Source organism: Flavobacterium sasangense DSM 21067 (assembly GCF_000686885.1).
Taxonomy (GTDB): domain Bacteria; phylum Bacteroidota; class Bacteroidia; order Flavobacteriales; family Flavobacteriaceae; genus Flavobacterium; species Flavobacterium sasangense.
The window spans coordinates 128,652-144,131 of the sequence record NZ_JMLU01000001.1 but is presented as its reverse complement, the minus strand read 5'-3'; the positions used below and the strand labels follow the sequence as shown (position 1 = coordinate 144,131).

14 protein-coding genes are annotated in these 15,480 nt (G+C 32.8%); 11 read left to right on the top strand and 3 right to left on the bottom strand.

The features are described 5' to 3' along the window. Window positions 1–1,248, bottom strand: coding sequence for a type IX secretion system plug protein (locus BP92_RS0100685; protein WP_026724271.1), 1,248 nt, complete (start codon window positions 1,246–1,248; stop codon window positions 1–3). A 194-nt stretch (window positions 1,249–1,442) separates the two neighbouring features. Here BP92_RS0100685 and BP92_RS0100680 point away from each other — a divergent pair, with 194 nt between their 5' ends. The 10 genes from BP92_RS0100680 to BP92_RS0100635 all read left to right on the top strand — a co-directional run bounded on the left by BP92_RS0100680 (window position 1,443) and on the right by BP92_RS0100635 (window position 12,317). Next, complete coding sequence (locus BP92_RS0100680; RefSeq protein WP_026724270.1) at window positions 1,443–2,792, top strand: Na(+)-translocating NADH-quinone reductase subunit A; 1,350 nt, start codon at window positions 1,443–1,445, stop codon at window positions 2,790–2,792. Between the two features lie 5 nt (window positions 2,793–2,797). Further along, entirely contained in the window at window positions 2,798–3,961 is a 1,164-nt protein-coding gene (locus BP92_RS0100675) for an NADH:ubiquinone reductase (Na(+)-transporting) subunit B (RefSeq protein ID WP_026724269.1), read from the top strand. A 2-nt stretch (window positions 3,962–3,963) separates the two neighbouring features. Further along, window positions 3,964–4,647, top strand: coding sequence for an NADH:ubiquinone reductase (Na(+)-transporting) subunit C (gene nqrC / locus BP92_RS0100670; RefSeq protein ID WP_026724268.1), 684 nt, complete (start codon window positions 3,964–3,966; stop codon window positions 4,645–4,647). A 5-nt stretch (window positions 4,648–4,652) separates the two neighbouring features. Continuing rightward, window positions 4,653–5,318, top strand: coding sequence for an NADH:ubiquinone reductase (Na(+)-transporting) subunit D (locus BP92_RS0100665; protein ID WP_026724267.1), 666 nt, complete (start codon window positions 4,653–4,655; stop codon window positions 5,316–5,318). Between the two features lie 5 nt (window positions 5,319–5,323). Continuing rightward, window positions 5,324–6,082, top strand: coding sequence for an NADH:ubiquinone reductase (Na(+)-transporting) subunit E (nqrE, locus tag BP92_RS0100660; RefSeq protein WP_026724266.1), 759 nt, complete (start codon window positions 5,324–5,326; stop codon window positions 6,080–6,082). Window positions 6,083–6,107: 25 nt separating this feature from the next. Beyond that, window positions 6,108–7,409, top strand: a complete 1,302-nt coding sequence (nqrF, locus tag BP92_RS0100655) for an NADH:ubiquinone reductase (Na(+)-transporting) subunit F (protein WP_035692573.1) — start codon at window positions 6,108–6,110, stop codon at window positions 7,407–7,409. 107 nt (window positions 7,410–7,516) lie between these two features. Beyond that, window positions 7,517–7,987, top strand: coding sequence for a hypothetical protein (locus BP92_RS0100650; RefSeq protein ID WP_026724264.1), 471 nt, complete (start codon window positions 7,517–7,519; stop codon window positions 7,985–7,987). Between the two features lie 73 nt (window positions 7,988–8,060). After that, window positions 8,061–8,426, top strand: coding sequence for a Na(+)-translocating NADH-quinone reductase subunit F (locus BP92_RS0100645; RefSeq protein ID WP_084329601.1), 366 nt, complete (start codon window positions 8,061–8,063; stop codon window positions 8,424–8,426). Beyond that, window positions 8,401–9,417 (top strand): FAD:protein FMN transferase, encoded by a 1,017-nt coding sequence (locus BP92_RS0100640; RefSeq protein WP_026724262.1) that lies wholly within the window; start codon window positions 8,401–8,403, stop codon window positions 9,415–9,417. Before BP92_RS0100645 ends, BP92_RS0100640 begins: the two co-directional genes overlap by 26 nt. A 92-nt stretch (window positions 9,418–9,509) precedes the next feature. Continuing rightward, window positions 9,510–12,317 (top strand): M16 family metallopeptidase, encoded by a 2,808-nt coding sequence (locus tag BP92_RS0100635; protein WP_026724261.1) that lies wholly within the window; start codon window positions 9,510–9,512, stop codon window positions 12,315–12,317. 115 nt (window positions 12,318–12,432) lie between these two features. On the opposite strand, the gene BP92_RS0100630 is transcribed toward BP92_RS0100635, so the two are convergent. Together BP92_RS0100630 and map are read right to left on the bottom strand one after the other, a co-directional pair. Beyond that, window positions 12,433–13,197, bottom strand: coding sequence for a class I SAM-dependent methyltransferase (locus BP92_RS0100630; protein ID WP_026724260.1), 765 nt, complete (start codon window positions 13,195–13,197; stop codon window positions 12,433–12,435). Further along, window positions 13,197–14,015: a type I methionyl aminopeptidase gene (map, locus tag BP92_RS0100625; RefSeq protein WP_026724259.1), complete on the bottom strand. Its 819-nt coding sequence runs from the start codon at window positions 14,013–14,015 to the stop codon at window positions 13,197–13,199. The genes BP92_RS0100630 and map overlap by 1 nt, the downstream gene beginning before the upstream one ends. Before the next feature lie 177 nt (window positions 14,016–14,192). On the opposite strand from map, the gene BP92_RS0100620 reads away from it, so the two are divergent. Next, complete coding sequence (locus BP92_RS0100620; protein ID WP_026724258.1) at window positions 14,193–15,470, top strand: acetyl-CoA hydrolase/transferase family protein; 1,278 nt, start codon at window positions 14,193–14,195, stop codon at window positions 15,468–15,470. Window positions 15,471–15,480 lie beyond the last annotated feature (10 nt).

Here is a 15,480-nt window from a genome sequence, read left to right as displayed (position 1 = left end):
TTAATTGCGGATAACTTCGCTGTTCGTGTTTGCTATTCCAATTACTCTATCGTATCTGTCGTTATTTCCTCTATAATATACAATTGCAGTATAGTTATTTTCCGTTTGAAAGAAATTGCCATCAATTGCATTTTTAAAATCAATTACTCCTTTTTTATCGGTAACAAAATATTGGTAGTTGGTAAAACCTTGTTTTATTAAAAGGGCTTTTTCGTAAAGTCCAGTTTTTTTATTTAGTTCCATTTTATAATCATCAGTCAATGAGTAATTATTAAACATACCGGAAACATAAATGTTTTCTTCTAAAAATTCTGGTGCATCTAAGGTAAAATACACCCAAGAATAATCGGATTCTATTTGAGAATTTGTTGAATTTACATTCTGAATAAAAAAGTTTCCATTGATATCAGGGAAATAAGTGTAAGGTTTGTTTTTTCTTGGAGTATTTGTGTATAAATGAGTGTTGTAAATGTTTTCGCCTGATGTTACTTTTGCAACAGTATTATTAGTTGCTCTTATGATTTTGTTATCAATGCTATAGCATTCGTTTCCACCCCAAAATTGTGTTTCTTTATTGTATCTGTAAATTAATTCAGAACCAAGTGTGTATTGAGGTTTTATATTGGAAATACTCGTTTTCCAATTTCCGTTTTGAAAAAGTGTAACTTTTACGTTTTGAATGGGGTTTTGTAGAATTCTGTCGCCATAATTTATCGACATTTCAACATTCTGTTTTTGATTTAGACTATCAAAGTCTCTTGCTCTTCTTATTGAAAGACCAACGGTTACTTGTTCTTCATAAATTATAATTCTACGAGAAAAAACGATTTCATTTTCGTCGTTTAAAACAGAAATTAAATAATTACCACTTTTGGTAATTTGATTAAATCTATTTGGAAAAACTTGTCTGTAATGTGAATAGAGTTGTAAAGTATTGAATGAATTTTCATAAGTTATGATGCGCTGATTATCCATTCCATTTAAATATTCTACTTTTCCTAAATCAGATGGTGCAGACCAATCGTAATTGTACTGAGTGATGGTGTAGTAATAATCGGCTTCGTCTCCGTATAAATCGTCAAAACTTAATTCAAAAGTTTCGCCAAGTTTAAAAAATGGAATCACATTGTTTCCATTTACTCGGAATGAGATGGTTTTAATATTGAATGATGGATCTTGTTCTATTCCTGCTTGTGAGAAAATAAAAGCATGTAGGGATAGACAAAATAGAATTATAATTTTATTCATTTTATAGCTATAAAGACGTAAAAATAGTAAATCTTTAAGAACAAACGTAATTCCTTTAAATTTATTAGCAATTTCTAATTTAGAATAGTTATAAATAAAGCCAATCTCTTTCTTTATTTTTGGTAAGGTGTTATGTATTTGATTAAATTTGCACGTTTTATAGTAAATTTTTTAACAATCATATCTTCAAAAATATGTCAAAAGACATTCGAATTAAAAAAGGTTTAGACCTTAAGTTGAAGGGTGAAGCGGCTCACAAAGTAGCTCAAGTAACTCGCTCGAAAGTCTATGCTGTTAAACCTTCTGACTTCCATGGAGTAACTCCAAAGATGGTAGTAAAAGAAGGAGATAACGTTAAAGCGGGAGAAGTAATTTTCTTTTCTAAATCAGATGAGAAAGTTAAATTCGTTGCCCCTGTAAGCGGAAAAATTCAAGAAATCAAACGTGGTGAAAAAAGAGTCATTTTAGAGATTCTTATTGCTGCAGATTCTCAAGATGTTTTCGTTGAGCATAGCAAGAAAAATCCTAATGATTTATCAACAGAAGAAGTAAAAGCACATTTGTTAGCTTCAGGATGTTGGCCATTTATCAATCAACGTCCATATGATGTGATTGCTAATTCAGCTGATACACCTAAAGCTATTTTTATTTCAGCTTATGCAACTGCTCCATTAGCTGCAGATGTTGAGTTTGTTTTAGAAAACAAATTAGAAGCATTTCAAGTTGGTATCGATGCTTTAGCAAAATTAACATCAGGAAAAGTTCATTTATCTGTAAAAGGTAAAGGAAAATCAATTTTTAAAGATGTTAAAGGAGTTTCAATGCACCAAGTTTACGGTCCGCACCCTGCTGGAAATGTTGGGGTTCAAATTGCAAAAATTTCGCCAATTAATGCTGGTGAGAGAGTTTGGACAGTAACGCCACAAGATGTTGCTATTATTGGTGAATTGTTTTTAACTGGAAAATACAATGCTACAAGAACTGTTGCTTTAGTAGGTTCTGAAGTTAAAGAAGCTCAATATTATAATGTGATTTCTGGTGCTGCTATTGAAGATTTAGTAGGTGGTAAAATTGCTGGAGATAATGTGAGAATTATTTCTGGAGATGTTTTAACAGGTGCTAAAGTGAAAATGGATGGAAATTTAGGTTTCTACAGCAATACCGTAACTGTAATTCCTGAAGGTAATACCTACAGAATGTTTGGATGGATGCCATTTGCATCACCAAGTGTTCATAGTGCTTCAAGAACAGGATTATCATGGTTAATGCCAGGTAAAAAATATGCGCCTAACACCAATTTAAATGGTGAAGAAAGAGCTTTAGTTGTAACAGGAGAAATGGAAGCAGTAATGCCGATGGATATTTTTCCAATGCAATTGTTAAAAGCTTGTTTGGCTAGCGATATCGATAAAATGGAAAACTTAGGAATTTACGAAGTAGCTCCAGAAGATTTTGCTTTAATTGATTATACTAACACATCTAAATTAGAAGCGCAACAAATAATTCGTGAAGCTCTTGATTTAATGATTAAAGAAGTAGGATAATAGCTATGAAGTTTTTAAGAGATAAAATAGACCAAATTAAAAAGCCTTTTGAGAAAGGGCGAAAATTTGAAAAATTCGCACCTGCTATCAATGCATTAGATACATTTTTATATGTGCCTAATCATACTACAAAGCACGGAGCTCATATTAGAGATGCTGTAGATTTAAAGAGAACCATGATTACTGTGGTTTTAGCTTTAGTTCCAGCGTTACTATTCGGAATTTATAATGCAGGTTACCAACACTTCATTCAAATTGAAGGTTCTGACATGTCATTTGGAAATTTATTTTTCCACGGATTATGGAAAGTGTTACCAATGATTATTGTATCGTATGCAGTAGGATTAGGTATCGAATTTGCTTTCGCAATTTTTAGAGGTCACGAAGTTAACGAAGGATACTTAGTATCTGGTTTGTTAATTCCAATGGTTATGCCAGTTGATTTGCCTTTATGGATGTTAGCTATTGCAGTTGCTTTCGCAGTTGTAATTGGTAAAGAAGCTTTTGGAGGAACAGGTATGAATATTTTCAACCCTGCTTTATTAGCGCGTGCTTTTGCATTCTTTGCTTATCCAACATTTATGTCGGGAGATAAAATTTGGGTTAGTGATGCTTCAACAATTGATGGAGTTTCAGGTGAAACAATTTTAGGTTCATTAGCACAAGGAAAAGAAGTAGCGTATTCAACTATGGATATGTTCTTAGGATTCATTCCGGGTTCTATTGGTGAAACTTCAACTTTAGCTATTTTAATTGGTGCATTTATTTTAATTGCAACAGGAGTTGGTAGTTGGAAAATTATGGTTTCTGGAGTTATTGGAGCGGCTTTAACTGCTTTGATGTTTAATGCTGTTGGTTTAACGGCTTTAATGAATTTTGATTGGATGAATCATCTAGTAGTTGGAGGTTTTGCTTTTGGTATTGTATTCATGGCAACTGATCCTGTTTCTGCGGCTCAAACCGATAAAGGAAAAATCATCTACGGTTTATTAATAGGATTCTTTAGTATTTTAATTAGAGTTTTCAATCCAGCGTATCCAGAAGGAGTAATGTTGGCTATCTTATTAATGAACACTTTAGCGCCAACTATCGATTATTTCGTAGTTAATGGAAACATTGCTAAGAGAAAGAAAAGATTGGCTAAGTCTAAACAATTAAAATCTGCATAGTCATGAATAGAGAAAGTAACGGATATACATTTTTGTTTGCGACTGTAATGGTGGTGTTAGTAGCTTCTGCATTAGCATTTGCTGCAACAGCACTTAAGCCAGATCAAGAGGCAAACATTAAGAAAGAAAAAATGCAGTACATTCTAAAATCGTTTGGAGTAGCTGTAGATAGAGATGCTTCTGAAGAAGCATACAAAAAACACATCATTAGTGAAGTAGTTTTTGACGAGAACGGAACAGAAATCAGTAAAGAAGCTTTTACAGTTGATATCGCAAAAGAAAAAGGAAAATTTCCAATTTTCAATGCTGAAAAAGATGGTAAAAAATTCTATGTTATTCCAGTAAGAGGAATGGGATTATGGGATGCTATCTGGGGTTATGTTTCTATAGATGAGAACTTGAAAGTTGACGGTATCGTATTTGACCACAAAGGTGAAACACCTGGTTTAGGTGGTGAAATTACACAAGATTATTTCCAAAAAAGTTTTATTGGAGAGAGTGTTTTTGACGCTAACGGAAACTTACAAGGTTTAAAAGTAGTTAAAGGTTATTCAGGAAAAGACAACAAAGCTGATGGTGAAGTTGATGCAATTTCTGGTGCTACTTTAACGGGTAATGGTGTAACCGAAATGTTAGTTAGAGGTTTAAAACCATATGAAAAATATTTAAAATCTAATAAAAAATAATCGTCATGGCAGAAAACAACAAAGAAGGATTATTTTCAAAAAGTAATATTAAATTAATTACGAATCCATTTAATGACGATAACCCAGTAACCGTTCAGGTATTAGGTATTTGTTCGGCTTTAGCGGTAACAGTTCAAATGAAAAATGCCTTTGTAATGGCACTTTCAGTAACTGCGGTAGTAGCTTTTGGTAACGTAATTATATCATTATTAAGAAACTTAATTCCAAGTAGAATCCGTATCATTGTTCAGTTAGTTGTAGCAGCTGCTTTAGTAATTTTGGTTGACCAAATTTTGAAAGCGTATGCGTATGATATCAGCAAACAATTATCAGTATTCGTAGGATTAATTATTACCAACTGTATCTTAATGGGACGTTTTGAAGCTTTTGCTTTAGGTAACAAACCATGGCCGTCATTCTTAGATGGTTTAGGAAATGGTTTAGGATATGGAATCATTTTAATGATAGTAGCATTTTTTAGAGAATTATTTGGTTCAGGAAAATTATTCGGAATCGAAATTTTTGGAAATTCTGTTGAAAAAACAGGATTATATGCTACAGGATATGTTAACAACGGATTCATGTTATTAGCTCCTATGGCCTTAGTTATGGTAGGTATTGTAATTTGGGTACAGAGAAGTATTAACAAGAAATTAATCGAGAAAAAATAATAGCTATGTTTGAATATATCAATATATTTTTAAAATCAGTTTTCATTGATAACATGATTTTTGCATACTTCTTAGGAATGTGTTCGTTTTTGGCCGTTTCTAAAAAAGTATCAACAGCTATAGGTCTTGGAATTGCAGTAACCTTTGTACAAGTAATTACCGTTCCATTAAACTATTTAATTTACCATTATGTGTTAGGCGCTGGTGCATTAGCTTGGTTAGATCCATCGTTAGCTCAATTAGATTTAAGCTTTTTAACTTTCATTTTATTCATTGCTTCTGTAGCAACAATGGTACAGTTAGTAGAAATGATTGTGGAGAAATTTTCACCTTCATTATATAACTCATTGGGTATTTTCTTACCACTTATTGCAGTAAACTGTGCTATCTTAGGAGGTTCATTATTCATGCAACAAAGAGTTGATGGTGGTGTATATTCTTCATTAGGTCACGTAGTAACTTTCGGATTTGCATCTGGACTTGGTTGGACAATTGCTATCGTTGCAATGGCTGCTATTCGTGAAAAAATGGAATATTCTAACGTATTAGCTCCTTTAAGAGGTTTAGGTATTACTTTTATCTTAACAGGTTTAATGGCAATTGGTTTCATGAGTTTTGGAGGAATTGACCTTAACGCATTAAATAAAAAGCCTGAAGCAAAAGTAGAAACTCCAGCTCCAGCTGTTGTTGAAACTCCTGTAGTTGATTCAGTTCAAGTAGCTGTAGATTCTGTAAAAGTAGATTCAACTCAAGTAGTTAAATAATAGTATAACATTAAAAATTGAACTCATGTTTAGTATAACAGAATTAATTACATATTCAATTTTAGCTTTCTTAGCGCTTATTTTACTGATGGTGTTTATGCTATTATATGCAAAATCTAAATTAGTGAATTCGGGTGCTGTTAAGATTAAAATTAACGGTGAAAACGAAATCGAAGTAGGTGGAGGTAGTACACTTTTAACTACTTTAGGTAATAATAAAATCTTCTTACCATCAGCTTGTGGTGGTGGAGGTTCTTGTTTACAATGTAAATGTAAAGTATTAGATGGTGGTGGAGAACCTTTACCAACAGAAATACCAAACTTTACGCGTAAAGAATTGGCAGAAGGATGGAGATTAGGATGTCAAGTTAAAGTAAAACAAGACATGGTAATCGAAGTGCCAGAAGAAATTTTTGGTATCAAAAAATTCGAAGCAAAAGTATATTCTAACTACAACGTAGCTTCTTTTATTAAAGAATTTATTGTTGAGTTACCAGAAGATATGCACTACGAAGCAGGAGGTTATATCCAAATTGAAATCCCAGCTTGTGAAGTTAAATTTACAGATATTGATATTACTGCTCACCCAGTGGAACATCCTGGTGAACCTGAAAAATTCAAAATCGAGTGGGATAAGTTTAAATTATGGCCATTAGTTATGAAAAATAACGAATTGGTTGAAAGAGCTTACTCTATGGCTTCTTACCCAGCAGAAGGAAGAAAAATCATGTTGAACGTTCGTATTGCAACGCCTCCATTTGATAGAGCTACAAACGATTGGATGAAAGTAAACCCAGGTATTGCTTCTTCATACGTTTTCTCAAGAAAAGCGGGTGATACAGTAACGGTTTCTGGACCTTATGGAGAATTCTTCATCAACGAATCTGATGCAGAAATGTTGTATGTTGGTGGTGGAGCTGGTATGGCGCCAATGCGTTCGCATTTGTACCACTTATTCCGTACAGTTAAAACTGGAAGAAAAGTTACGTATTGGTACGGAGGTCGTTCTAAACGTGAATTGTTCTATGTAGATCACTTTAGAGCTTTAGAGAAAGATTTCCCTAACTTCAAATTCCATATTGCATTATCTGAACCTTTACCAGAAGATAACTGGAAAGTAAAAGATGGACCAAATGGAGAAGGTGATGGTTTCGTAGGATTTATCCATAACGTAGTTATCGATAACCACTTGAAATTACACGATTCACCAGAAGATATCGAATTCTATTTCTGTGGACCGCCAATGATGAATCAAGCCGTTGTAAAAATGTGTGACGATTGGGGTGTGCCAAAAGAAAATGTTCGTTTCGACGACTTCGGAGGTTAATCCAAATTTTATATATCAAAACCGATTCAGAAATGAGTCGGTTTTTTTATGATTGAAGGTGAAATTGTTTATTTTTGGTATTATATAATTTTGATATATAACGAGGAATGAAAGATTTTTTAATTAAAAATAAATTAAATATTATAAGCATACTACCTTTTATAGGGGTATTCATTTATATTTATTTTGGGATGAGAGACAGAGAAAAATACTTTGAAAATGGCGAAACTTTGTATACCATTGGAGAGGTTGTTCATTATAAAGATCAAGGCAAGATAGGAAGTTCAATTGGTTATACATTCTTTTTAGATGGGATTATGATTCAAAGTGAAGGTGATCCAGGAGATCCTTTGAAAAATTCAATTTATAAAGAATTTGGATATAATTTTGAAAAAATGCAAAAACTTGTAATTGGCAAAAAGTTTTTCGTAAAATTTAGTGTAGAGAAACCAAAATATAGTCGAATCTATTTAAGTAAACCAGTGGCAGAAGATTTTCAATATTATGAAGGGCAAACATGGGAAACCATTCCAAAAGAAGCAGTTGAAAATAAAGATATTTATGGAAATTTGAGATAAATATATTATCAAAACCGATTCAGAAATGAGTCGGTTTTTTTATGCTTTCAAATAGAATAACTACCTTTGCATCATGGAACCATTATCACTTCAAGATTTACATCATTTGGCCATGAATCACGTGGGAAAAGAACTCGAAAAACAAGGATTTGAGTTCATTGCCATTAACAGCCAGTTGAAAAAACATCCGCAATTTGTTTGTGTAGATAAACCTACGAATACCTTGCATTTTGTAATGGTTCAAGCCGTTACGTATCCTGATAATCCTGCTGAATATGATGTTGTTTTCATGGAAACCTTCATCAGTCATGCTAAAGAAAAAAAAGCTAAAGTTTTGTTTGCAGGAGTTGGTTTTGCCAATGCCGAAGATTTCGAAAAACCGATTTTAAAAAGTCAAGATTATATTTTAAATTATGAAGGAATTAAAGAGATTTTGTAATTTTCTAGTTGTAGCTATTCTGTTTATTTCATGTGATAAAACTACAGATTTTTATACCATTCAAGGCGAAGCACAAGGAAGTACGTATTCTATAAAATACATTTCAACGGAAGAAAAAGTAACTAAAAATCAAATCGATTCGTTATTAACTGCTTTTGATTTATCGCTTTCAACATACAGACCAGATTCTAAAATTTCTAAAATTAATGCCGGCGATTCAACAGTTGTTGTAGATGATTTTTTTACAGAAACATTCCAACTTTCCAACCAAATTTATAAAGAAACGAATGGTTTGTTCGATCCAACAATTGGTGTTTTAGTGAATGCATACGGTTTCGGACCAAATAAAAAGCACCAAGATTTAGCTCTAAAACAAATCGATAGTTTGTTGCAATTTGTAGGTTTTAATAAGATTGCATTAAACGCAAATAAAACCATATCAAAAAAGTATAAAGAAACTTTCATCGATTTTAATGCAATTGCACAAGGTTATTCCGTTGATGTTGTAGTGAATTATTTAAAATCGAAAGGAATTGAAAATGCGATTGTAGAAATTGGCGGTGAATTATTCGCTCTAGGGAAAAATACAATCGACAATAAAAATTGGGTAGTAGGAATCGACGATCCATTACAAAAACCAGAAGAACGCACGTTAATTGCCAAAGTTAATTTAGAAAACTTGGGAATGGCAACTTCAGGGAATTATAGAAAAGTAATGATTGATGAAAAAACAGGTAAGAAGTTTGTTCACATCATTAACCCAAAAACGGGATTGGCTCAAAAAAATAATGTATTAAGTGCAACTGTTTTATCAAAGTCATCTGGTTTATCTGATGGTTATGCTACAGCTTTTATGTTAATGAGTTTAGAAGAAAGTAAGGTATTTTTACAAAAGCATCCAGAATTGTATGTAATGCTTTTGTACTCGGATTCTGACAATAAAATGCAGCAATTTACTACAGAAAACTTTAATTCTTTGATTATAGACTAATTCTAAATAAGAAAATAATTGTTAAAACTTGTATAATAAACTTTTGATTTTGTAGTTATAAAGATAATTTTATCCAAACAAAATCAAATTTTATGAAGAAATTTCACTTTTCCATTTCTTTATTGCTTTTGGCTCCAGCGTTTCTTTTTGCGCAGGATTTCAAGCTTGAAGATCCAATTCCGACTGACCCTAATGTAAAAATCGGAAAGCTTTCAAACGGATTAACGTATTACATCCGTAAAAATGCAAAACCTGAAGATAAGGTTGATTTACGCCTAGTTGTAAATGCAGGTTCCATTCAAGAAACAGATGAACAGCAAGGTTTAGCTCATTTTATGGAGCACATGTGTTTTAATGGAACAAAACGATTTCCTAAAAATGAATTGGTAAATTATCTTCAAAGTATCGGAGTTAAATTCGGCCAACACTTAAATGCTTACACGAGTTTTGATGAAACGGTTTACTTTTTACCAATTCCTTCAGATGATAAGGAAAAAGTAGAAAAAGGGTTCCAAATTATTGAAGATTGGGCGTTCAATACCACTTTAACTCCAGAAGAAATTGATAAAGAAAGAGGTGTTGTTTTAGAAGAATATCGCTTAGGTTTAGGTGCTGATAAAAGAATGATGGGACGTTTTATGCCAAAAATGATGTACAATTCGTTATATGCAAAACGTCTTCCTATTGGCCAAAAAGAAATTTTAGAAAACTTCACCTATGATAAATTAACGAGTTTTTATAAAGATTGGTATCGCCCAAATTTAATGGCAGTAATTGTTGTTGGAGATATTGATGTTGCAGAAATGGAGCAAAAAATTATCGCACATTTTGGGAAATATAAAAATCCAAAGAAACAAAAAGAAAGAAAGTTTTATGATGTTCCTAATCATAAAGAAACTTTCGTAGCTGTAGAATCCGATAAAGAAGCGGCTTTTGCAGAGGTGCAATTGTTATATAAAGATTATGATGCTCCAAAGAAAGTTACAACTCTTGGAGATTTTAAAGAATATCTTGCCAAAGGACTTTTTTCTACGATGTTAAATAACAGATTAGAAGAGTTACAAAACAGTCCAAATCCTCCATTTAACTTTGGCTACACCTATCATGGTGGTACTTTTGCAAGAACAAAAGAAGCATTTCAATCTTTTGCAATGGTGGCGCAAGACAAGCAACTAGAGGCTTTAAAAGTGTTAGTAAAAGAGAATGAAAGAGTAAAGCAATTTGGGTTTACCCAAGGCGAATTAGATCGCGCAAAAGCTGAATTTTTATCACAAATTGAAAGACAGTATAACGAAAGAGAGAAAAGTGAATCTGAAAATTTCGTATCAGAATATCAAGCAAATTTCTTAGAAAAAGAACCAATTCCAAGTATTGAATGGACGTTTGATATCTTTAAAAAGATGTTGCCAACCATTTCTGTTGAAGATACAAATGGTTTAATTGCTAAATATTTAAAAGAAGATAATAGAGTAGTTATTTTAACTGGTCCTGAAAAAGATGGTTTAGTAAAACCAACAGAACAAGAAGTTTTAAATTCATTAACGGTAAACAAAAACGAATTGACTGCTTACACGGAAACAAAAGTTTCGGAAAGTTTATTGAGAAATCCAGTTAAAGAAGGAAGCGTAGTTTCAAAAGAAATTAATGCTAAATTAGGAACTACAACTTTGAAACTTTCAAACGGTGCTACAGTAGTTTACAAAAAAACTGATTTTAAAAACGATCAAGTTATGTTTGAAGCAATCAGTTTTGGTGGTTCAAATTTATTTTCAAATGATGAAATGGCAAAAGTTTCATTAGCAATGGGTGGTTTGTCTGAAGCAGGTTTTTCTGGAATGTCTAAAAATGATATCAACAAATTTATGACAGGTAAAATTGCAAGAATAAATCCATATGTTGGTGGAATTTATGAAGGATTAAACGGTTCTTCTACTCCAAAAGATTTAGAGTATTTATTTCAAATGACGTATGCATATTTCACCGATTTAAACTTTGACAAAGAAGCTTTTACTGGTTTTATTTCAAAGCAAAAAGGGTTTATGGCAAATATGATGTCGCAACCAGCGTCTTATTTTTCAAATGAATTTTATACCTATTTGAATAAAGAAAATCCAAGATATAAAGGGTTTCCAAAAGAAGAAGATTTTGATAAAGCGGATTATGAATTAGCGTATAAAAAATACAAAGAGCGTTTTGCAAATGCAGCTGATTTTAATTTCTATATTGTTGGAAATTTTGATGAAGCGCAATTGGAAGCTTTTGCTGCAAAATATATAGCATCATTACCTTCTGATAAAAACACTAAAGAAAGTGCTAAAGATTTAGGTTATAGAATGCTTAAAGGTTCGCACAAAAAAGTGGTAAACAAAGGAAAAGATCCAAAAAGCACAGTGAACATCATGATTTATGGTGATACAAAATACGATGCTAAAGAAGCATTTGCTTTCAAAGCATTAGGTGAAGTATTAACAATTAAATTAGTAGAAGAATTAAGAGAAAACGAAAGTGGTGTGTATGGAGTAGGAGCAAGAGGAAGTATGAATAAAGTACCTTACGGAAGTTATAATTTCTCAATTTCTTTCCCATGCGGACCAGAAAATGCTGAAAAACTTACGGAATCTGCTTTAAGAGAATTAAACAAAATGGTTACTAATGGTCCAGAACAAAAAGATTTGGATAAATTTAAAGAAGCATCAAGATTAGAATACAAAGAAAGTTTAAAAGATAATCGCTACTGGATGGCAGTTTTAAAACGTCAATATACTGACGGAGTAAATCCAGAAGAAGTATTTGATTTTGAAGCTAAATTGAATGCTTTAACCGTTAAAGAACTTCAAGATGTAGCTAAGAAATATTTGGCTAAAGATAAAGTAATTGGTATGTTAATGCCAGAAGAATAGATAGGTTTTTATTAAATTCAAAATCCCGCAATTGTAATGATTGCGGGATTTTTTTATTTATAAAAAGTATAGATTTTTTTGTCATGCTGAATTCATTTCAGCATCTAAGTAAAATTTATTTATAACAAACCGGAATAATTTCTCCTTTTGCTAAACAGTATTTTTCTACTAATTCAGGTGCAATTTTTTTGGTATAATCTACTTCGTCAACCTTAAAACCAATACTTCTTAGTTTATCAAAGTAATCTCTACCATAAACTCTCACGTGGTCATATTGTCCGAAGATTTTTGCTCTTTCTTTTGGATCAGTAATAGAATCATCTGTAAAAGTAGTCGCTCTTGATAAGTCTTGTGGAATTTGAAAGATTCCCATTCCGCCTGGTTTTAAAACGCGATATAATTCTTGCATGGCTTTAGTGTCATCCGGAATATGTTCCAAAACATGATTACATAAAATGATATCGTATGAATTGTCTTCAAATGGTAAGTTGCAAATATCTGCTTTAACATCAGCTAATGGTGAAAATAAATCGGTAGTAGTGTAATCTAAATTCGATTGTTTTTTAAAACGCTTGTAAAATTCTTGCTCAGGAGCAAAGTGTAATACTTTTTTTGGAGCGGTAAAAAAATCCGTTTCGTTTTGTAAATATAGCCATAACAAACGATGTCTTTCTAAAGAAAGCGTGCTTGGTGACAACACGTTGTTTCGTTGTGTTCCATATCCATAAGGTAAAAACATACGAAAGCTTTTTCCATCAATAGGATCGGTAAAACGACTTCCCTTTAATAAAAAAGCCAAAACAGGACGCACCACAATACTCAACCGAATCAATATCGGACGAGGAATGGTGTTAAGTATAAGTTTGAATAGTTTTTTCATTACAGCACTAAGGTTTTTTGTCTTAAGCCATCCTCTTCATTACTCACAATTCCTAAAGCTTCATAGATATAGGCAAAAGTAGATAGCAACTCAGGTTTTCCGTCAACGATTGCAACATCGTGTTCAAAATGAGCGCTTGGTTTTCCGTCTGCAGTAGTAATTGTCCAACCGTCTTTATGTTGTTTGATGTTTTTGGTACCCATGTTAATCATTGGTTCGATGGCAATCACCATTCCGTTGACTAATTTTTTTCCACGACCACGTTTTCCGTAATTAGGAACTTCTGGATCTTCGTGCATTTTTCTACCTAAACCGTGTCCGCATAATTCGCGAACTACACCATAACCATGACTTTCACAATATTGCTGAATTGCATGTCCTATATCTTCTACACGATTTCCTACTTTAGTTTCACGAATTCCCACGTAAAGTGATTCTTTAGTAACTTGTAATAATTTTTTAGTTTCTGGGGCTACTTCACCTACTTCAAAAGTGTAAGCATGATCACCATAAAAACCATTTTTAAAAGCACCACAATCTACTGAAATAATATCGCCATCTTGTAACGGAACATTATTTGGAATACCATGAACTACTTGTGTGTTTGGACTCATGCAAAGTGAGTTTGGAAAGCCATACATACCTAAAAATGCAGGCTCCGCTCCGTGCGAACGAAGAAAATCTTCTGCTAATTTGTCTAAATATAAAGTAGTTACGCCAGGTTTAATTTCCTTCGCAATCATTCCTAATGTTTTAGAAACAATCAAAGCGCTTTCACGCATTAATTCAATTTCTTCTAAAGTTTTTATTACAATCATAATGTGAAATTTCGAAGCAAAAGTACGAATTCAAGTTCAATTATAAGTACAAATTCATAATTCAATTTTAATTTGATGCTCCGATTGCTTTAACCCAAAACGGCTAACTAAATATGAGAATTGTCATATTTTATCCCTAAATTAGGGCATAATTTTGCAGTATAAATTTCATTAGGTATGGGAAAATATGTAACTGCAGCGGAAGCTGTACAAGTAATAAAAAGTGGTGATAGGGTCTACGTTCAGGCTGCTGCTGCTACACCGACAATCTTAACAAAAGCATTAACAGATAGAGCATCAGAGCTTAGAAATGTAGAACTATGTCATTTGCACACAGAAGGAGATGCACCTTATGCAAATCCAGAATTAGCTGAAAGTTTTCATGTGAATTCCTTTTTTATTGGAGCCAATGTGCGTCATACTTTAAAAGCAGGAAATGGTTCATATACACCTGTTTTTTTGAGTGAATTACCATTATTGTTTAGAAAAAATGTGGTGAAATTAGATGTAGCATTCATTCACGTTTCACCTCCCGATAGTCATGGATATTGTTCTTTAGGGGTTTCGGTTGAAGCTTCGGTAGCGGCAATTGAAAATGCTAAAATTGTAATAGCTCAGGTTAATCCGCAAATGCCAAGAACTTTTGGTGATGGAATTTTACACGTTTCAGAAATTGATTATTTAGTAGAAGTTAATTTACCAATTTTTGCACATGATGTAACGCCATTTACAGCCGAAGAAGAAAAAATAGGAACGTATGTAGCTTCATTAATTGAGGACAAAAGTACGCTTCAAATGGGAATTGGTTCTATTCCAAACGCGGCTTTAAGTAAATTAACCAATCACAAAGATTTAGGATTACACACCGAAATGTTTTCAGATGGTGTTATAGATTTAATAGAAAACGACGTTATCAATTGTAACTACAAAGGAACTTTACGTGGAAGAGCTCTAGCTACTTTTTTAATGGGATCAAAACGTTTGTATGATTTTGTGGATGATAATCCGTTTATCGAAATGAAGGAATCTTCAATGGTGAATGATACCGCTAGAATTCGTAGAAACCCTAAAATGGTGGCGATTAATTCCGCTATCGAAGTAGATTTAACTGGTCAAGTTTGTGCGGATTCTATCGGAAGTACTATGTATTCTGGAGTTGGAGGTCAGATGGATTTTATTCGTGGAGCATCATTAAGTGAAGGAGGAAAAGCGATTATTGCTCTACCTTCAATTACCAAAAGAGGAGAAAGTAGAATTGTGCCCTATTTAAAACAAGGTGCTGGAGTAGTAACAACAAGAGCTCACGCACATTATATCATTACTGAAAATGGTATTGCTGATTTATACGGAAAAACATTAAAACAAAGAGTTGCAGAGTTAGTAAAAATTGCACATCCTAATCATCAAGAAGCAATAGAACGTGCTTATTACGATATGACAGGTGGCCATAAATAATAAAAAGTTG